The sequence below is a fragment of the Microcoleus sp. S1D4 genome, assembly GCF_036700765.1.
GTDB lineage: Bacteria > Cyanobacteriota > Cyanobacteriia > Cyanobacteriales > Microcoleaceae > Microcoleus.
Window position 1 is genome coordinate 13718 of the sequence record NZ_JAUBPP010000035.1, and the last position, 20786, is coordinate 34503.

The window sequence follows — 20786 nt, forward strand, 5'->3', positions numbered from 1 at the left end:
GCTTAAATTTCATTTATTTTTTTTATAGTCACAAGGATAAACAGTTTATGAGCGATCCCAGCACTGTTAGATTAGTTGAGATTCTGTTAATTGAGGATTCGCCCAGCGATGCCGATTTGGCAAGAGAAGTCCTCAGTCAGGGTAAAATATTGAATAACTTGCATTTTGTGGAGGATGGAGTCGAAGCAATCAAGTTTTTACGCAAAAAAGCACCCTATCTGGACGTACCCCGTCCCGATTTGATTCTGCTAGATTTGAATCTGCCGAAAAAAAGCGGTGTTGAAGTGCTAGAAGAAATTAAAACTGACCCGAAATTAAAATTAATTCCTGTCGTGATTCTCAGCACTTCTGCTGCTCCCGAGGATATTGTCAAGTCCTACTCGCTCCATGCCAACTGTTATATAACTAAGCCTGTAGACTTTGTAGAATTTACTAAAGTAGTCAGGTTAATTGAGGAATTCTGGCTCGCCGTTGTCCGCCTTCCTGTAATTTATTAATTGATTGAGGATTGGTGGCTGGCGGTAGTGACACTTTTAGAATAATAGCTTAACAAATAAAAATTGCATAAAAAAACCAAAAAGTTTAACCTGAGATTGATACCCAGTGAAAATGTTACAGTCAAAAATCTTTAAGCTATGTGGATTAAGATTCTGTTAGTAGAAGACAATCCGGCTGATGCTGATTTGCTTGCAGAACTGTTGGAAGTATCTGTCGGAGTGGAGTGGGAACTCGTGTCTGTTGAATTCCTGCACGAGGCGATCGCCCAACTGGGCAAGCAATCCTTTGATATAGTTTTGCTAGACCTTTCTTTGCCCGACAGCCACGGTTTGGAAACGCTAACTCGACTGCGAGAAGTGGCTCCCGATACGGCAATGGTGGTAATGACAGGCTTGGACGATGAGGCGATCGGACTCGAATCAGTACGCTTGGGAGCCCAAGATTACATTGTTAAAGGTCAAATTACCACCCAATTATTAGTGCGGACGATCCGCTACGCGATCGAACGTTCTCAAACATTTCAAATGCTGCGGGAAAGCGAACGGCGTTTTAGGGCGATTTTTGACTCTTCCTTTCAGCTTACCAAACTGCTGACCCCCGAAGGAATCGTGCTGGAAGTGAACCAGACAGCCCTAGATTTTGCCGGAGTTCGATCGCAAAATATTGTAGGTCGCCCGATTTGGGAACAGTTGATTTGGCAACAATCACCAAATGGTAAAGAACAATTAAAAGAAGGTCTAGCCAAGGCTGCTAAGGGCGAATTTTTTCGCCGCGAAATAGACTTTTTAGGCAAAAGCGGCCAAATTATCACAGTTGATTTATCACTGAAACCTGTTAAAAATGACACGGGACAAGTTTTGCTGCTGATTGCTGAAGCCCGCGACATTAGCGATCGCAAACGAGCCGAAGCAGAAATTCTCAAAACCCTCGCACGAGAAAAGGAACTTTCCGAACTGCGAGCCAAATTTGTGACAATGGTTTCCCACGAGTTCCGCACCCCCTTGACAACCATCCAATTTTCGAGTGGATTGCTGCAAGACTACAGTTCTAAGTGGACTGAAGATAAAAAATCTACTCATTTTGCGCGGATTCAAATAGCAATTAAACGCATGACAGAGTTATTAGAAGATATTCTAGTAATTGGCAAAATCGAAGCAAACACCTTGCAGTTTCAACCAGTTTCCTTAAACCTCGAAAAATTTTGCCGTCAACTGGTAGAAGAACAGCAGCTCAACGACAGCAACCAACACCCGATCACCTTTAAACATGAAGGCGACAACTGCGATGCTCAAATGGATGAAAAACTGCTGCGGCAAATCTTGGGAAACATCCTCTCAAATGCTATCAAATATTCCCCCGCCGGCAGTACAATTTCCTTACAGCTAAACTGTCAAAACCAAAAAGCTGTTTTCCAAGTTCAAGACCTTGGCATCGGGATTCCCCAAGCCGATCTAGAGCGAATTTTGGAAACTTTTTACCGCTCTACAAATGTCGGCACTATTTCGGGAACTGGCCTCGGTTTAGCCATTGTGAAACGGGCTGTGGAACTGCACGGTGGCCAACTGGCGATCGACAGCCAAGAAGAAAAAGGTACAACTTTCACTATTACCTTGCCTTTGATTTCACAAACACAATAATCGCTTAATGCTTAACTATAAACATCAACCACTCACCTAAATTTTATCCGAAAATCACAAAATTGTCAAGGTTATGAAAGCAAAATTTTATAACCAATTATTAATCAAAAGGAGTAACGACCGTGGCAAAAATTTTGGTAATAGAAGACGAAGAATCGATTAGAGAAAATATTTTAGATTTACTTGAAGCTGAGAATTTTCAAGGAATTGGAGCCAGCAACGGCCGAGCCGGCATCAAATTGGCGATCGCCCAAATCCCCGATTTAATTTTGTGCGACATGATGATGCCGGAAATAGACGGTCACGCCGTCCTCAAAGCCTTGCGCTCCGAACCCCTAACTGCCACAATTCCATTTATTTTCCTCACAGCCAAAGCCGATAAAAATGACATTCGCACGGGCATGGAACTGGGAGCCGACGATTACATTACTAAGCCTTGTACGCCGCAAGAACTGCTAAAAGCAATTGCTATTCGACTTGAAAAATATAAAACCATTAGCAAGCAGTCTAAAAAAACCCTAGACGAATTGCGGACTAATATTAGTATGTCTCTCCCCCACGAATTGCGGACTCCTTTGAATGCCATTCTGGGTTTTTCTGAGCTAATCTTATCCGAATATCAAGTCTTTGAAAAAGCAGAAATATTAGAAATGATCGGTCAAATTAACACTTCCGGTCATCGCTTGTACAGGCTGATTCAAAACGTTTTGCTCTATGCAGAACTGGAAATAGCCGCCACAAATCCCGAACAGCTAAAAGAGATGCGTAGCAGCGAATTTAGCTGCGTCAAATCTTTGCTGACTGAAAAAGCGCGGCAGCAAGCAAAACAAGTGAATAGAACCGACGACTTACACTTAAATTTGCAAGATTCGTCAGTTGCTATCGATTCTATAAAACTCACAAAAATTGTTGAGGAACTGCTCGACAATGCCTTCAAATTTTCTGTAGAAGGAACCCCAGTTTTTTTAAGCACTTTTGTCGAAGATCGGACGTTTATTCTCTCTGTAAAAGACCAAGGACGCGGCCTGACTCCCGATCGCATTGCACAACTAGAAGCTTACAGACAGTTCGATCGCAAACTTTACCAACAAGCAGGTTTGGGATTGGGCTTAGCCATAGTTCAACGCCTTGCAGAATTGCACGGAGGAAGATTTAAAATAGAAAGTTTACCGCAGCAAGAAACAATTGTTTGCGTTTCCCTGCCCATCTAACAAACAATTATATCGTGTCCGATCGATTCATATCAAATCCTTTCTTCATCGGAATAGTAAATTAACAGTTAACAGTTAACAGTTAACATCATGTATGAGTGCAACCGTATTTGTTATGGTGTTCAGCAGAACATGATATAGTTCCCAACTCTTACGCAATCAGTAGACTTTTTGCAAAAATTCTTTGTTATTGTTACATTTTCTTTTATTCATTCTCATTTTTTCAATCTCAAATCCTTCGACGTTAGCGCTCACACCGCAGTCGAAAATCTTAAATAATTTTATATAGAATATATCGCCCGTTTCACACATCGCTGCATATAAATTTTAGCTACCTTATCCTCATGGTTGATTTGTTTGCACTGCGAAAACAATCTTCTCGCTTCGACAAACCTATTATTATTGTACAATACCAAACCTTCCTCAAAGATTGTCTTTGTATCTAATTTTTTTTGTCGCACCTCCGGCGCATCTCCCGCGAATATTTCATAAACTGTTACCAATTGCGATTTACCTTTCACTGTAACGCGATCGATCAATCTAAAATCATAAATATCGTTCAACTGTATAAAAGTATGGTGAGTAATTAACATCGAAACTCCATACTCTTTCGTCAAGTTTTCGACGCGGGAAGCTAAATTTACTGCATCGCTAATCACCGTGCTGTCCATCCGACTTTTGCCGCCAACCGTACCTAACATCAAAGAACCTGTATTGATGCCAATGCCAATTTGCAACGGCGGGCGATCGGGTTGATGACGGCTGACATTGTACTCGTTAAGCTGTTCTAACATCGCAATTCCTGCTTTCACAGCATCGTCTGCACTGCCATTAAACAGCGCCATAATCGCATCGCCAATGTATTTATCAATAAAGCCAAAATTTTCAGTAATTACTGGTTCCATCCGCGACAAATAAGCATTAATAAATTGAAAGTTTTCTTCGGGATTCATAGTTTCAGAAAGAGTAGTAAAATCGCGAATATCTGAAAACAGCACCGACATTTCTTTCTGTACTTGATCGCCTAATTTTACGTCCAGAATACTTTCATATCCCAGAAAGTGGAGAAATTGGTGCGGCACAAATCGCCCGTAAGCATCTGTTAAATTTTCTTCTGCTGCCAAAGCTTTTTCGAGCTCGTTTGTGAATTTTTGCCGCTCGGTTTCTACCTCTTGGCGCTCTGTGATGTCTTGAAAAACCGCGATCGCATAAACTATGTTTTTTCGTTCGTCGTAGATTGGAGTCGCCCAAACCTCGATCGGCACAATCTTCTCCGGGCCGTGAATTTCCGCATCGTCAACGTGCACCACTTCCCCCCGCAGCGCCCGTACAATCGGTTGAATTTCGTCCGGGTAAAGCTCATTGCTTCCAGCACAATAAATTTGATAAACTGCAGACAAATTGCTAGGAATAACATCAGAAACCAAGCCTTTGCCAAATATTTTTTCAGCCCAAGAATTCATATAGCAAGGTTTTCCGACATTATCTATCACAAATATACCCACCGGCACTGCTTCCAGCAATTGAGTCAGCCGATTTTCACTTTCTAACAGCGCTCCATTTAACTTTTCTTGAGCTACCAAAGCTTTTTCTAAATCATTTGTAAACCTGAGTCGCTCCACATCTACCAGTCTTCGCAAAGTAATATCCTCAGCAAAACCTTGATAGTAAAGCACATCACCGCTAGCATCAAAAACAGTGCGCGCATCCTCAGAAATCCAGATAACACTACCATCTAGCCGATAAACTTCCGACTCAAACTCAGACACGCTACCGTACTTTTCCATCAGCGCCAAAAACTCTTGACGGCGGTGCGGTTGCACGTATAATTCCCGCTGAATATCATTAACACTTGCGATCAATTCTTCAGGGGAATCATAGCCGTAAATTTGAGCCAGAGCAGGATTAGCGCTGAGCAATTTTCCCCCCCGTGCAGTCTGAAAAATACCTTCAAGAGCATTTTTAAATATCTGGCGATACTTCTCTTCAGCTTGCACCAGCGCTGTTTCAGCTTGCTTGCGTTCCGTAATATCAGTAAAAGCAATAATCCCGTAGCAAATATCGCCGATAGAATCATAAATAGGAGTCGCCCAACTCTCCACCGGAATAATCTTATTTCCAGTCCTAATTTCTACACCCTCAGTCCGCACTGTTTCGCCCCGGAGCGCCTGCATAATTGGCAACTCTTCCACAGGACATCTCTCATTAGTTCCGGCTTTATAAAATTGATAAATTGCCGCTTTCTGCTCTGAATTAATATGCGGCACTGTGCCTTTACCAAAAACTTCCCGCGCCTTCTGATTTGCATAAAAAGATTGACCGTGAGCATCCAGCACGCACACGCCCAGCGGCATGGCTTCCAGATATTGCGTCAACCGACTTTCGTTTTCGTGGAGTTTGGAAATCAGCATCGCCTGCTTGCGGTTTAATCTGGCTAACTCCTGATTCATCTCCTGAAGTTCTATTTGCTTTTCAGCTAATTGTTTGTCTTGAAAATATCTATAAATCGCCTCAGTGACCGTTAATTTTAAATCATCAGATTGCCAAGGTTTAGCTATGTAGCGGTATAACTTAGCATAATTAATAGCATTGGCTACCGCCTCCAAATCTGCCTGCCCCGTCAGCATGATTTTGAGAGTTTTCGGCGAAATGGCATGAACACTCCTCAATAGCTCGTCTCCTTTCATATTCGGCATAATATGATCGGAAATAACCAAAGGAACTTCATACTGTTCTGCTAAAAGTTCGGATAGCAACTCTAAAGCTTCTTCGCCACTTTGGGCAGTTTCAATTAAATATTTATCTTCAAAGGCTTTGAGCAAGTCTATTTCCAGACTATCGAGTATAGTCTGCTCATCATCAACACAAATAATGACTGGCTTTTTCATAAATTTGCTAGACCAGACTTAATTGCTTCAATTAATTCTTGATTTTTCCAAGGCTTTTGTATGAAAGCATGAAGATTGGCTTGAGCTTTTGTGCGTTCGATTGCTTCTTTATCTGCTTGTCCCGTTAGCATAACTGTCACGATTTGCGGATACTTGTGATGAATTGCAATCAGCAACTCATCTCCTTTCATTCCGGGCATCAACCAATCCGAGACAATTACTAGAATATTAACCTCATTTTCACATAGCTCTTCAATAATTTCTAACGCTTCTGCTGCACTTTCAGCAAATTCGCACAGATATTTACCGTTAAATGCCTGTTGCAGTTCAATTTCCAGACTTTCCAACACCGCTATTTCATCGTCAACACACAAAATTGCTGGTTTAGACATTGCTAGTTTCCTCCTTTAGTCTGGCTGAGTGAACCCCGACGGGTAAGCACATCGTTGTCTAAATTCTACATTCTGCGGGGTAGACTGCCCATTTTTAGCCCCAGATATAGTAGTTAGAGCAAAATATGAAGTATTGACCAATCAATCGCTCAATCCCTCAATTCCTCAATCCCCCAATCTAAAACTTGTACTGAGCGCAGTCGAAATAAGTCGAATAATCTCAAATCTCACCTTTTTGATAAATGCTATAGATATCTGGGGAGTGTCAACTACTCCCTTAAATTGATCGGTACAGACACTATAAATTCTGTTTGCCCTGGCACCGACTTTACATCAATTTTACCCTGATGTTTTTTAATTATTTTATCAACGATATCCAACCCTAACCCGCTGCCTTCTCCAGCAGGTTTAGTAGTAAAAAAAGGCTCAAAAATTCTCGGCAAAATCTCCGGTGTAATTCCCTTTCCACTGTCGGTAATTTTGACTACAACGTTGGTATCTTGCTGCTGGATATCTATTGTTAAAGTTCCTTGATTGTCCATCGCTTGTAAGGAATTGTGAATTAAATTTGTCCAAACTTGATTGAGCTCGTCGGAATAACAAAATACCATAGGCAATTCAGCTTCATAGTTTCTGACTGTCTCCACACCCTGCTTGAGTTGGTTTTGATAAAGAGTCAATACAGTTTCAATTCCATCCATAATATTCACCTGTATTTTTTCGCTATTGACATCGTAACGTGCATAATGTTTCAGGGCAAATACGACTTTAGCAGCGCGTTCTGTAGCGGTAGCGATAGTTTTGGCGCTTCTGTGAATGCTAGCAAAATCGTAGGCGGTTTTGATAATATTTTCACTTTTAGGATCTTTGAGTAATGGCAAGAATTGGTCCAAGTTTCCCTGCAATCCAATATTGACTAAAATGTTAGCAAGACTGTCAGCATTATCAATTTGTTCGGAGTCTAGTTGCTGCTTTAGACCTCTTTTTAATTCCCGTTTTTCTCGCGTAGATAAAGAGTAATTTTGTTGGCGGGCACTGTACATCAAACTTAAAAAATCGTGCTGGCGTTCGGCTGACAGTTCTTTAAAAAAAACTGGTAAACTTTCGAGATTGTTATCCAAAAAGTTGGTAATATTGCCAATAGACGATCGAATTGCGCCCAGTGGTGTATTGATTTCGTGAGCAATACCGGCAATCAGTTGCCCTAATGCGGCCATTTTTTCTGATTGAACTAATTGATGCTGAGTTGCTTGCAGTTCGTCTAAAGTGACTGTCAGTTGATCGTTTTTTTCTTGGAGTTTTTTTTGCAAGTGGCACATTGCTAAATGGGTTTCTACCCTGACTAGAACCTCTTCCATTTGAAATGGCTTGGTAATATAGTCTACCCCTCCAACAGCAAAGGCTTTTACTTTATCTAGTACGTCATTAATCGCGCTAATGAAAATTACCGGAATGTCGCGAGTGCGTTCGTCTGCTTTGATTTTTTCGCAAACTTCATACCCGTTCATTTCGGGCATCATAATATCTAACAAAATCAAATCGGGAGGCATACCTTTGGCAGCAGAAAGCGCTAATTCACCGTTAGGTACGGGGCGGACTTTATAGCCCTTGCCGTTCAAAATTCCAGCTAGCAGCCGCAAATTAGCTGGGGTGTCGTCAACTACTAAAATATTACCGCGATCGGTGCTAGGAATGTTGTTATTCATGTGATTCTGCTTGAGAGATTAACTTTAAAACTTTGTCGTACTCGAAATTTTCTATACAATGGGCGATCGCACTAGCCGTTACTGTATCCTTTAATCGAATTTGCTCGATGGATATTTCAATTAAATCCATATCTACATTCAGTATGGCGAGCTTTAAATCCGCTACCAGCGAGTCAGGCAATTTTACGAAATCAGCCTCAATCATTTCGCGATCGCGCTCTGGAATTACCGATAAATTAGCTTGACCCGGATCTTCATAAATATAGCGCACTCCGATATGTTTGTGCATAGCATCAAAAATATCGGCTTCCCGGAAAGGTTTCCGCATAAAAGCATCGCAGCCAGCCGACAAAATAACTGCCCGTTCTTCCTCCAAAACGCTCGCTGTCAGCGCAATAATAGCAGTAGCTTGACCTTTAATCGTGCCTTTAATGTGTTTTGTTGCTTCGTAACCGTCCATCACGGGCATTCTCATATCCATCCAAATTAAATGGGGTTCCCAAGAGTCCCAAAGCTCAATAGCTTCTTCACCGTTAGTAGCTTCTTTTAGTTGAAAATTGAGAGGATGAAGAAGTTTGATTAACAGTTGGCGGTTGAGCGGTTTATCGTCTACAATTAAAATTCGATAAGGGTGTTGATTGGGTGCGAGTGCAATCACATGGCGGGTAGGCTTTTGACTTTCAATATCAGTCGCATCGACCGCAATCACTTGAATGTCAAACTTAAAATTAGTTCCCTCACCTACAGCAGAACTGACGCTCATTTCGCCGCCCATTAATTCCACAAATTTGCGGCTGATTGGTAATCCCAAACCTGTACCTTCTTGGGAATCTTTGCCGGATTGGGTTTGCACGAAAGCTTCAAAAAGATTGTCTAATTCATTGGCCGCAATACCAGGGCCACTATCTTGGACTTCAAAATGAATAAAACATGAGGAGGTAGAAGCTGAACTGTTGTTTTGGGCTGCATAAGTTGCGTTTTCTGAATAAATTAATTCGGAATTTTCATAACTGTTATTTGCAGGAGTTCCTGTATTTTTTGACTGCTCGTCAAACTGTAATGTTTCGCCGTTATTTATGCCTACTGAATGCTTGCTAACTCTGATCGCAACACCGCCCTCTAATGTAAATTTAAGAGCGTTATTGAGCAGATTTATCAAGACTTGTCGCAACTTTAACTCGTCACTTTCTACGTATTGCGGCACGTCGGGACTGCAGTCAAAAATTAACTGCAAGTGCTTGTCATCTGCTTTGAGTTGAAACATATCTTCCAAGTCGTGGAGTAGGCGATAGAGGTCGAATTTTTTGGGATTGAGGGTGGTGCGCCCCGATTCAATTTTAGATAAATCGAGTACGTTATTAATCAGGGTGAGGAGGTGTTCTCCGCTGCTACTAATTATGCTAATATTTTCTTGATGTTCTGGGGATAGATTTTGGCTGCGAGTCATCAGTTGGGAAAAGCCGAGAATTGCATTGAGTGGCGATCGCAATTCGTGACTCATGTTAGCCAGAAAGGTGCTTTTAGCTTGATTTGCTACTTCGGCTTTGTCCTTAGCTACAGCCAATTCAGCAGTCCGCTCTCGCACTCGCTGTTCTAAAGTTTCAAAAGATTGTTGCAGTTGTTGAGCCATGCTGTTAAAGGACTGGGCTAATTCCCCCAATTCGTCGGATCGTTGACTTTCTACTGTTTTGTCCCATTCACCTTTAGCAATATTTTTGGCTGCTGTATTTAAGCGCAAAATAGGATTTGTTACCCAGCGAGAAGTTTGAATGCCAATGGATACAGCTACTACTAAAGCTGCGAAACACAGCAAAATCGTCAGACGGGTATTGGCATCGATTTCTTCGGTAAAATCTGCTTCGGGAACTACTACTACAATCAGCCAGTCTAAGCCTTTGCCGTCTTGGAATGGCAGGACTTTTAAAAATTGCCGCTTGCCATTTATTTCAAACTTCAATAATTCAGTTTTTTTAATATTTAATTGTTTAAATTGTGTAGTTAAATATTTGGCTGTAGCTTGAGTAAGAGGGTTACTGCTTTCTTTTACTTTAAATATTTTTTTTTCCTTACCGCTAGTGCGAAATGGTTTTTCGGTGGTAGAAGTTGCTAACAAATTACCTTGGCGATCGATAATAAAGGCTTGTCCCGATTTTCCAATTTTTAGACTGTTGAGAAATCTGCCGATATAGTCGATACGCAAAGCAGCAATCAATACTCCTTCTAGCTGATCTTTTTCGCTGTATACAGCTTGGACAGCGCTGATAATTAATGTCGGTTCTAGGAAGGAAACGTAAACCGGACTCCATGTGGGCTTGCCTTCTTTTACGGCAACTTTGTAGGAAGAATGTTGCCTACTGTCAATATTCTTGATAACTGTTACTATGGTAGTGCGATCGCCCGTATCATTAGTATTGTAAGAATAAAAATTTACTCCAGTAGATTTCTCGATTACATTCATCGTTCGGGAGCCGTTAGAAAGTTGTTCTCCGGATCGATAATCTCCCTTTTCGTTACCAACGGCAGTAAAATTGATATAGGGATATAATTTTACTTGTCGCCAAAGATATTTCTCCCACTTTGACAAATCATCCATTCTTAAAAACCCGATCTTGACTGTATCGAGCTTGCTTTGATTGATTTGATGGGGAGTTGTCAGGTAAACTTGCAGGTTTTGCTCGACACGCAAACTCACCTCGCTCATTAACTGAGTGGCCAGGTTATTAACTGCTTTTTGTCCGTTTTTAAAAGACAAATATCCTACGAGTCCCACTGCTCCGACGATTTGCAGTACAAATGGAACTATGAGAACTGTTCGCAGCGGTAATTTGTCTAAAATTTTAGAAATCATCAGATTTAGAGGTTTGGTGAACTTAGCCTAGAAGCGTCCTTGCAGAGTTTGTCTTGACAGCAGCGCCATCCCCGACGAGCTAGAGGGAATTCATGGGGGCTATATTTAGGTGTGGTAGATGTTTAACGGCGATCGAATGCGAACCTAATCTTTGCTATATGAGAGTATATTATTTTACCTATTGTCGTAATTATTGACGATTTAGGCAAAATTTGCAGTCTCTGGCTTCGATAACTGGCTGATGCGCCCTCTGTGGGCGAGTTCCCTAGGGAGCGAGGGGTTTGGAGACTGGCGATCGAATTTGGTTGATCCACTAGCCATTTTCGGCAAGACGTGTTATGATGGCAAAAGTCAAGGGCACGTAGCTCAGTGGATAGAGCATCAGGTTCCGGTCCTGAGGGTCGGGGGTTCAAATCCCTCCGTGCTCATTTTATATGTCTTGTGTTGAGTAAGGGTTTCAGGTTCATTGTATTGCCTATCGTCCTACTTTCCGCTCAAATTTCGCTCCTGTCGGTTTCAAGTATCTCCAAAACCACTTCCATATCTGCCAAGTTTGCCCCGGACTTTTTGCGTCTGGCTTTCAACTGGTTGAGCAAGTCTGTCGGCTCTGGAAAATCCGCGTCGGTCGGAGCTGAGTTTTGATTTGCTTCCCGATCGGCGCGTTCTTTCTTGAGTTCTTGCCTCAGCATCTGAACTTCTAAGACCAAATCGCCGTTGCGCTCGTGTAACTGATTCAGTTCTGCATCCCACTCTGCCAGTTGCTTGTTGGCCGCTTTCAATTCTTGCCTGAGCGATTCATCATTGCCATCGCTCAGGCTCTCAATTTTCCCAGCCGTTCCTCAATGGCGGCCATCCGCTCCATCACGGGGTCAAGACTTGAGCTTACAGCCTTGTCTACAATGTCTACAACTTTTGTAGACGCGACGCTATCACTGTTTGGTGTAGACAAGTCTGTAGACATTGTAGACACAATGTCGTTACTCGGTGTATACATTGTAGACGGCACTGTAGATGTACCTGAGACTTCCTTGAGAATGCGTTGTGCTGCTTGATTAACCGACTCACCGTCTAACCTCTGAGCTTCTATCCAATTCAGGAAGTGACCGGAAGCTCTAAACGATACGACTTGACTTTGACTCATTGTAGACACCTGTATACAGTATTTGTCTACAATAGCAGGCAACTGTCTACACTGTCAACATTTTGTCTACAAATTTGTAGACACAAAAATCCCCCAGTTAAGGGGGATGGGGTTTAGCCGTCAATTGTCAGTCAGCGGTTAAATTTTCCGTAGGTTGCAGAACAGCATTGAGATTATCCGTCCGCCTTTCATACCTTCGCGCTCTTGCCAGTCAACCTTGCAACTGATGCTCGTGTGGATTTCAACGACGCGGCCGTGCCAGTTGTAGCTCATATCATCTGGATTGTTACCAGCCACTTTATCCCCAACTCTGAATGCTTTTAGCGGGTCTGAGCAGGGAGTGCCGGTGAGTAGTTCTACCAGTTTTTGTCTTTGGGTTGGAGTGAGTTTTGAGAAGGAATTGCAAAATCCTATGAAAAGTGAGTTTTCATCCGCAGAGTCCGCAGTCTCCCACTGTGTAAGGATTGTTGCCTCAGAGGCATCCGCAGAGACATCCGCAGAAAAAGTTGTTCTCTGCGGATGTTCTGCGGATGTTTTAACGACAGAACAAGGTTCTGCGGACTCTGCGGATGATTTGTCACTATTTTGCTTGCGGATACCCAAGTAATAGGCGTTACCCATTTCTCGCCCATTTAGCTGCGCTTCCGTGTGCCGATGTTTCTCTAATTTTGGGAAAATCTCACAAAGGCGGGCATACAACTGATTTATAGCTTTTACTGGCTTATCCCACTGGTTGGGCAGCTCATTCCAAATCAGTTTTTCCTTACCCTCTTTGTTGTACTCAAGCTCAAGTATCCCCGCCTCCTGGTACCAATCTTGCAGCTCACTCCATAAATCCTTGGCATAGACGCAATCGCCCTTGCCAGCCTCATATCCTAAATCCCTGACAAACTGCCAAAGATGTCGGCTTTCTTCCTGAGCTTCCCGCATCGCTTCACGGGTTGCCTTGTAATCAATCCCCTCAGTCAACAACAACGGCAACCGCTCCAGCATCTTGTTAAGCATCGCCGGCGCAATTCGTTCAAGGATGAAGTTCTCATCATCTTTAAAGCGCGGGTCAGCCTCTAACTCACCCTGAGATGAGTCAGCGCCGTGCTTATAGGTTTTTTCAAACTTCAAGATGCCGTAGCGGTCATCAATTGCAGCCGTCCCCCCGGTGATAGAGGGTAGTTTGTTGCAGTTGGCCAAGAAAATCGCAGCAGGCTTGTACTCATAGCTATCTTTGCCCTTGCGCTCAATATCCAGAGGATCGCCCGTAATTAACTGTTTGAGGCTCTGAATAGTGTCTAGGTCTACTTTGGCGGTATTCTCCGAGGCCCAATTGCAGATACTTCCCTCAACCCCAGCCAGAGAAAACTTGCGGCCATTATCGTAGGACTTGAAATCTGACAGCGATTTACCAGTCATTCCCCGCCCAAACACAGCGGCCAACACAGCCCGCAGCGTATCCTTGCCGTTAGACCCCTCGCCATAGCACAGCAAACCTTTTACGCCCCGCCCAGTCAACTTTGAGCGCACCAGCTTCAAATTTAAAGCAGCAGCAGCAGTCCGCAAAAACACTTCACGCTGCGACGGCTCCAAACATTCCAGAAGGCGATCACAATCCGTCGCATCAATATTGGGGTCATACTTGCAGCCGACATAGGTATAGACCCGCTCAGGGTTATGCGGTACAAGCGAGTGCGTCCCATCTGAGTTAATCTTCACGACTCCATCGGCACAGTTCAAGCCATCCGGGTTAATCATATTGGGGTCAACTGCTTTAGCCAAAAGGATATAAGTGTAAACCTCGTTAGCGCTGGCAGAGTTGGCACGGTTGCAGCGATACTTCCCTTTCACAAACTCAGAGTAGGTACTCAACCAATCAAGAATGCGTCGCTTCTCTGTTGCTTCCGGCCTCAGTTCGTAGTAAGTCCCGGTAAATTCCAAAAGTTGCCCCGCTACCGACACCCAATGACCACCGGAATAGAGCGCTTCGACTGTTTTTTGCACATAATTTTGCTCTGGAGTCGGTGCGGTGTCTGGGATGTAGTCGCTTGTACTGCTACTAGACTCCAAACGTACTACATCTTTTCGCGTGCGCGGGTGAGGAGTTAAAGAAATATTAGGGTTAGAAGCGTCATTTTTGCGATCGCTTTTTTTGAGCTGTTTTTCCCATTTGACTAGGGTTGGCGCGTCCGCTACAGCCTTTTTGAAGACATCGCCACCGCTAGCTTTGATAAAATCATCCATGCCTTTGAATTGGGCATCCCAAGTTGTTATGTAAACCTCGCATCCGCGTTCTTCTAGCAAGCGGCCAAACTTCAAAATGGCTGCACGGCAAGATGAATTGGCTGCGTAGTCAGAGTCAAAGTCTATGTAATGAACAGTTTCAGGTTGCGCCCAGTTTTCAACCTCTTTTGCTAGTTGACCGTCTTTGCCCCAATTCCAAACTCCTGTCAGGGCAATGGTTGCTAAGCCGATGCTCAGTCCAGAGCCAGCTTTTTTGACCCCTTCTCTCCAGTGCCGGGGAATAGAGAGGTCGTTGCGAGTCTTGAGCCAGTAATCTCTATCTGGCATGGCTAGGAAAATTGCGTCGGGTTCCGTTCCTGATGCTGTTAGGTACTTACGCGGTTTTTGCCCTTCTGGTTGATGCGGTTTGTCTGGCTTGCCCTGGCCGTAGCGGTTCCCTGTTTTTGCCCCGGTGCGCCAGTTGATGCTGCGACACTACCAACCACCTGTTTTGATTGGTTCTTTGGGCTGGATGCGTTCGTTGAGTTCTTTGGCCGCTAGCGATTCGATGTTGAGACGGGCGAGAGCTTCTGATACGGCTGAACCTTCAACCCACTCGGCGAGGTGTTTTGGGTTGACAGGAGCTGGTACTAGGAATGAGGAAAAATTGCTGCTATCATTGAGTGCAGACATGATTATTGCCCGACCTCTAGCCGGGAATGATTCCAAAAAGCCGTTGCAAGCTAGGTTCCAATTAGAGAGCAGCGGTTTTTTGGTGTTTACTGAGTTTTTGAAAAATTGAAAGCTTAAATGGAACCAGCTTATATCGCCATGCAAAACCAAGCATCAAAGGAATGCGTTTTGCCTGCGATAGAAAGCCAGTCATCCTCGTGCAAATGAGAGTCCAGCTCAGTTTGTGGTGGGTTGTATGCACTCGCAGCCTGATCACGGTGCTGTCTGTTTATCGGGTGTAACCCGTCCTTCCTAGCAACCTACTTTGGGAGATTCCCGGATTCATACAGCCGAACTGGTACAAATCGCGCCTACTCTTTCTCTTGTCAAAGCATTTCTTGGGCTGCCTACTGGATGCACCTCGATCGCTCAAGGCTAGGATTCCACCAATTTTTAAATCGTACAACGTGCCAGAGGGTTGCGGCTATTTTTCCGAAGTTCCGGCGGAATCTGTGCAACTTCGGCAGAGCTTGCTAGCGGAACATCGAAAAAATCCCGCTAGTGAATAAGCCTGAAAGCTTAGAGAGTCAAATAGCTGAAAAACATATCAAAGTAGATGGTGAATTGTTTACTATCTACTTTATTCTATTTTTTAACTAATATTATCTATTGGGCTTTTTTTCTACTTGTTAAAGAGTGTACCGGGTATTACCGGGTATTACTCAGGTCCGGTTGCCTGCGGCGCCTTAAATTCTGATGTAGCGGCCGGGGGGCAGACCCTAAACCAGCCCCCCCCGGCCCGCTTTTTCATTTTTCCTCTTCCTCCTGTTGGTTGATGAATTGCTCATATTGGGCTTCGGCAGCTTTGTACTTGGAAGAGCCGCCTTTGCTTATGCCCCAAATTTCAAGGATGATTTTAGCTTTGCCCCAGCCCTTAGCTTTGAGTTGAAGTGCCCGTTCAGCGCGTTCAGATTCGGAGTTCTTATCGAGTTCAGCTAGCTGTTGCGTTCCGATCGGTTCGGACTCGCCGTCATCAGCAGAAGTCAATGCTAAAGCACGTTCAAGCCGTTCGCGCGGGTTGAAGATTTGTTCCGCTTCCTGTTGACGTTGTTGTTGGCTCACATAAACTTCCGTAGCAATCTCATCCTCGACATCTGCCTTGATTGCTCTAATTTTTAAAAACTCGATTTCATTTTCATCAGCCAACTGGGAGGCAATTTTCCCAGCACCGACCGCGCAAGCAATCGCACCGCAAAGGCTTAAGCCCTGGATTGACTTATGCCAGCCGACACGCTTGTCGAGAGCCGTAAGCGGTGCTAACCACAGAGTCAGAGCGGCACCGCTGAGCATCCACATTTTTAGCTGCATAGAAATACCCCCGCTCCGATGATTGTCATAGCCAAGCCAGCCAGCAACAGAGCTTGCAGATTTTGCACAGAAATTTTGAGCCACTGACTGAACCCATCCCAGAAGGGAGGAAGCGATGCAGCCGGCACAGAAATAATTAGCCAGATACATCGCTCTCATTAGTTCATCCCCGCTGTGAGTTTGGCTTTGATTGCGTCAATCCGAGTGCGGGCATCGCTGTCAGCTTTGTCAATCCCCAAACCCAGTCGGGCATAACCAGGGCGCAAGCCGTGCAGTTTTTTAGCCAGTCCAGTATCGGCGCGCTTCTTGCCTAATTCGTTTTCAGCAACCGCGCCCTCGTATTTGCGATGCTCTTTGTGTACTACTTTGTCCGCCACTTCAATCTTGGTCAAAGCTTTGTAAGCGCGTTTGGATTGTCGAGCGCCGTCTGTCTTTTCTTTGGCAAGCTCTTTCAAGCGATCAGCTTCTTAGCGATCAAAATAGCGCGGTTCGGGCAACACGGGGACTGTGCGGATTGAGCCAAAATTGCCGGGATTTGTCGGCGTGATGACTCCGGGTGCGGTTGATTGCAGGACTTTAGATTTGTCGATCGCGTGTCCGCCGTCGTTGGTGGTAGCTAAATCGGCAGCAGTTTTTCCGCCGCCAAACAGTCGGAGTTGTAAGCTCATAATTTTGTCCCTATTTGAATGTTGACTTTGACAGGAGGCAATAGATTGAGGGGGGTTGATGTGCTGCCACAAACTCATAGCCAGCACAAAGACCCCCGCCGATGCGAGTGCGAGTGCGATGAGTTGAGAGAAATCAACCCATTCTAAAAAGTTGGTGGAAGTCTGGCGGGTAAAGTCGCAGACGGGGAAGGAACCGTCGTTAGTCCAGCTAGTGTCTACACTGTCTACAGCTTCTGTATTAAAGGATTCAGGTATTGTGTCTGCAGTGTCTACAACATTGAGAGTAATGTCTACAGTGTCTACACTGTCTAGTGATTCGCCGTCAACAAGATAAAGCTCTAGCAGCGCTTCCCATGTGGAAGTCTTGGAAAGCTTCCCAAACTGCTTTGCGTCTTCGTTGGTGAAACCGCGCTCGAAAGCGATCGCCTTGAGTTTGTCAATGCGGCGGTAATGTACGGGAGGCTCAGTCATGGCTAGCCCCCGCACCCGGAAACGTTAAGTGTTGCGATCGCCCCTTGGGACAATCGGCTGAAAGTGGCATAATTTATAGGCTCCAAACGTTGTCGATGAACGGTTTGGGGAAGTCGTGGTTTGGCTAGCATTGCAAGTGCTCGTCAACCGCGCATCAATCTTCCTTAGTTACTCACGATTGCAGACTTACAGTTCCTTGTCAACACAGAGACTGTAAAGCTTTGTTTCAAATTATTCGGCAAGCAACTCCATCACTGCGTCGGGCGTAATGCCGTAAATAGCAGCTAGCAGTTTGATACTTTTCCCGCTGATTGACTGACAAAAGTTTAATTAGCCCAAACTACAGTGGTAGCTTGAAACTCAATTCGGTAAGTTCTTTGCTGATGTTGTAAACGAGAAGCCTTGACTGGTTCGGGGTCAATATTAGTAGAAAAAGAGATAACAGAAATTAAATTCCAGCCCTTGTTCAGAGCTTGTTTGACCCAACTCCAGCCAATTTTCAAGTAGCTAGCACCCCGATACCAATGTGGATCTACACAGCGACGCTGACCTAAAATGACAACTTCAACACCTTGAGCAGTCAAGAACAAAGTAGTCATCGCTAACACCAAGCACAGTCGAGAAAGAGCTGGAGCCCAACGGAGTTTAGAGTCTTCGAGATTGAATCCAGAGGATTTATCATCCAGAAAATTTTCCTCAATGGTAAAGCGTTGGCCATATTCCCGAAAAGTTTGGAGAGTAGTAGGTTCTGTACTAATAATGTACCAGTGTTCGCCATTCGTAGATTCCCACGCAATTGCTAGATGGACATCTGTGAGCGAGTTACATTTGTGAATTTGAACGTTGTGGATCAGTTTTGCCTCGCCGATGGCTACCGGAAATTGACTCACTCGCTGCCACCCCTGCCGTGGATGACGCAGCCAAAAATTGCCTTTAATCCGGATTCGACAGTGCCAGCCTAATTCTCTGACATAACGGACTAATTCGGCATTGGCAAACCCCCTGTCAGCCAAGAGAATGACTTTGACATCGACTGGTAGGAGCCTAGAGACACGCTTGAGGAGGTCCTGATAAGTATCGATTTTGACACTACTACTTTTGTGTTTGATTACTCGCGGGCCCACCGGAATCGCTCTGCCCAAATGTACAACACAGATCCGAATGATGCAATATTTATCCCATAACATACTGGTACCAAAACTCAGATCAATTTCTGAGTCTTTCCAGTTGGCAAAGGAGGCCTTCACTACAGGACTATAAAGTTTTGCTGGGTTGATGCGAGGATTATTTACCCATCGAGACAATCTTCGTTGTGTGCTTTGGGCTATTTGTGCTTTGGTGCAAACATGGTCGATCCATTTGGTTAGATTTACCTTGCCTTCTACAATCAAACCAACCATCATCCAACACATCACTCCTAGATGTCTTAAATCTGACCACTGACTGTATTGACCTGCGAATTTCATTAGTTTATGATGAAGATGAGAGGGGCGATCGAGCATTTCGATTCATACTGGTTTTTTCGTTAAAAACAGTTTATCCCTCTTTTTCTCTTTAATCCAGTCTGGGTCAGCTTTTATCCCGATCTTGACTGACTTTTGTCAGTCAACCAGCTTTTCCAGTCACTTCCTAACTGTTTAAGAACCCCAATTGCACTCCCCAAAGGAATAGCTTCCTTCGTAGATTGAGTTAATAAATCAATCGTCGTCTCAGTGTTAGCGCGACGCTTGTAAACAGTTTCATTCATCTGTGGTGAATGCCCCAAACTTTTAGCTCTTGTTTCTTGAGACATCCCAGCCATTTGACCACTGAGATTAGCGAGATGGCGTAAAGCGTGGATTTGAGTAAAGCCTTTGTTCCATCTTCTTAAAAAATTTTGTGCGCCGTCACTATATAGTCCAGCAATTGTTTTCGGATTACTTGATAGCGTTCCAATCTCAGGTAATTTACCTGACTTAATTTCTAAGCACTCTATCAAGTCGAGATGAGTAGGAGGAAGCATCGGCACGCACAGTCGGTAGCCAGTTTTAGTCGTCGTATCGAGTAGCGTTCTGTCACCAACTACAGCAATCATCTTTATATTGCTTGGCTCAATCAGTGCCGGGATAATAACGCCATCCTTTGTTTTAAAAGGTTTGTCAATGTTCTGAACAGCAAACACTTCGTGAACCCGAAAGCCATACACCATCTGCATCGAGAATACCCACAGCCACCGTTTACGCGATTCCAGGTGGTATCGCTTATCATCTGAGACACTGAGAACCTGAATGCGAAGCTTGAGAAAATCATCCACTGATAAAGTTTGAAGGTCTTCCCGAAATTCTGTTTGTGTACCGTCAATTTCTTTCAGTCTGCATAGCAACTCAGTATCGCCAATAGTCTCAGCTAGTTTTTTCATGGCACACAAACAGTTCTTAAAGCATTTAGTTCCTTGCTTCTTGATGTGAATGACAGCCAAAATATCCGCTGAGTTTATAACCGCCTCCCTGGGTAACAGTTTAAAATATTGTCCGTAAACACATCCCCAAGAGCTTTGATGGCTAGCATTATTCCTGTCACGTTGTTGACGGCGTTTGGTACGTCCCTCCCAGTATTCTTTCTCTACTTTCGCTATCGCCTCACCAAACGTCATCAAATCATTTTTGATAACGTTTTTATCCAAAATAACATCATCATACCAGACTAAAAATCGACTCTCGCTAGAGAAGGATTGCAAAGCGCTAGCAACTAGATGAGCCTTCCTCAGAGCATCAGTGATACCTTGCATCGTCAAGTAGCACCCACAAGTTCTATTGACACGCTTGTCACCTAACTTGAATTGCAGCGTTATGTAACCACCGCTAGCTTTCCTGTCTTTTTTTAGCCCTACGCCTTTGGGGCATTCTTTCTGTGCTTGTTGGAAGTAGTCTAGAATCCGCTCGTAACCAACAAGGTAGTCTGCGGTGGTACTTGCAGTGACAGGATTAGACTTTTCGCTCATCTTTCGCTCCCTACTCTGACAGTGCTGAGTTTGACTGATGCACTCAGCCTACAGCAAGTCGCTCAGTGTTCGCTCAAATCAAAAACAGGACTTTC

General features: G+C 44.1%; 16 protein-coding genes and 1 tRNA gene. 4 read left to right on the plus strand and 13 right to left on the minus strand.

The annotated features are described in order from the left end of the window. Positions 1–47: 47 nt before the first annotated feature. The 3 genes from QT998_RS25300 to QT998_RS25310 all read left to right on the plus strand — a co-directional run bounded on the left by QT998_RS25300 (position 48) and on the right by QT998_RS25310 (position 3346). Complete coding sequence (locus QT998_RS25300) at positions 48–497, plus strand: response regulator (protein WP_333090828.1); 450 nt, start codon at positions 48–50, stop codon at positions 495–497. Positions 498–635: 138 nt separating this feature from the next. Continuing rightward, positions 636–2135 carry a sensor histidine kinase gene (locus QT998_RS25305; protein WP_333090827.1) on the plus strand — a complete coding sequence of 500 codons (1500 nt, stop codon included), beginning with the start codon at positions 636–638 and terminating at the stop codon, positions 2133–2135. 122 nt (positions 2136–2257) lie between these two features. Continuing rightward, a complete protein-coding gene (locus QT998_RS25310) occupies positions 2258–3346 on the plus strand; it encodes a hybrid sensor histidine kinase/response regulator (RefSeq protein WP_333090826.1) in 1089 nt (362 codons plus the stop codon). Positions 3347–3627: 281 nt separating this feature from the next. Here the strand turns inward: QT998_RS25310 and QT998_RS25315 are convergent, their stop codons facing one another. The 4 genes from QT998_RS25315 to QT998_RS25330 all read right to left on the minus strand — a co-directional run bounded on the left by QT998_RS25315 (position 3628) and on the right by QT998_RS25330 (position 11180). Next, complete coding sequence (locus tag QT998_RS25315) at positions 3628–6234, minus strand: PAS domain S-box protein (protein ID WP_333090823.1); 2607 nt, start codon at positions 6232–6234, stop codon at positions 3628–3630. After that, complete coding sequence (locus tag QT998_RS25320; RefSeq protein WP_333090822.1) at positions 6231–6626, minus strand: response regulator; 396 nt, start codon at positions 6624–6626, stop codon at positions 6231–6233. Before QT998_RS25320 ends, QT998_RS25315 begins: the two co-directional genes overlap by 4 nt. 269 nt (positions 6627–6895) lie before the next feature. Then, positions 6896–8332 (minus strand): hybrid sensor histidine kinase/response regulator, encoded by a 1437-nt coding sequence (locus tag QT998_RS25325; protein WP_333090820.1) that lies wholly within the window; start codon positions 8330–8332, stop codon positions 6896–6898. Next, positions 8325–11180 (minus strand): hybrid sensor histidine kinase/response regulator, encoded by a 2856-nt coding sequence (locus tag QT998_RS25330; protein ID WP_333118410.1) that lies wholly within the window; start codon positions 11178–11180, stop codon positions 8325–8327. Before QT998_RS25330 ends, QT998_RS25325 begins: the two co-directional genes overlap by 8 nt. A gap of 355 nt (positions 11181–11535) precedes the next feature. Between QT998_RS25330 and QT998_RS25335 the strand changes: the two genes are divergently transcribed. Then, a tRNA-Arg gene (locus QT998_RS25335) sits at positions 11536–11608 on the plus strand. Positions 11609–11674: 66 nt separating this feature from the next. Here QT998_RS25335 and QT998_RS25340 read toward each other — a convergent pair. From QT998_RS25340 to QT998_RS25380, 9 genes are all read right to left on the minus strand, one after another. Next, positions 11675–11959 carry a flagellar alpha dynein gene (locus QT998_RS25340; protein WP_333090817.1) on the minus strand — a complete coding sequence of 95 codons (285 nt, stop codon included), beginning with the start codon at positions 11957–11959 and terminating at the stop codon, positions 11675–11677. Between the two features lie 32 nt (positions 11960–11991). Continuing rightward, positions 11992–12321, minus strand: a complete 330-nt coding sequence (locus tag QT998_RS25345) for a hypothetical protein (RefSeq protein ID WP_333118413.1) — start codon at positions 12319–12321, stop codon at positions 11992–11994. Between the two features lie 138 nt (positions 12322–12459). Beyond that, complete coding sequence (locus QT998_RS25350; RefSeq protein ID WP_333118415.1) at positions 12460–14880, minus strand: DUF3854 domain-containing protein; 2421 nt, start codon at positions 14878–14880, stop codon at positions 12460–12462. Positions 14881–15027: 147 nt separating this feature from the next. Further along, positions 15028–15225 (minus strand): hypothetical protein, encoded by a 198-nt coding sequence (locus tag QT998_RS25355; protein WP_333118417.1) that lies wholly within the window; start codon positions 15223–15225, stop codon positions 15028–15030. Positions 15226–16011: 786 nt separating this feature from the next. Beyond that, positions 16012–16656, minus strand: coding sequence for a hypothetical protein (locus QT998_RS25360; protein ID WP_333090810.1), 645 nt, complete (start codon positions 16654–16656; stop codon positions 16012–16014). A 74-nt stretch (positions 16657–16730) separates the two neighbouring features. Further along, complete coding sequence (locus tag QT998_RS25365; protein WP_333118423.1) at positions 16731–17027, minus strand: hypothetical protein; 297 nt, start codon at positions 17025–17027, stop codon at positions 16731–16733. A 12-nt stretch (positions 17028–17039) separates the two neighbouring features. After that, complete coding sequence (locus QT998_RS25370; protein ID WP_333118426.1) at positions 17040–17711, minus strand: hypothetical protein; 672 nt, start codon at positions 17709–17711, stop codon at positions 17040–17042. A 326-nt stretch (positions 17712–18037) separates the two neighbouring features. Further along, a complete protein-coding gene (locus QT998_RS25375) occupies positions 18038–19177 on the minus strand; it encodes a transposase (protein WP_333118429.1) in 1140 nt (379 codons plus the stop codon). A gap of 110 nt (positions 19178–19287) precedes the next feature. Further along, on the minus strand, positions 19288–20691 hold the full coding sequence (locus QT998_RS25380; protein ID WP_333090803.1) for a hypothetical protein: 1404 nt from the start codon (positions 20689–20691) through the stop codon (positions 19288–19290). Positions 20692–20786 lie beyond the last annotated feature (95 nt).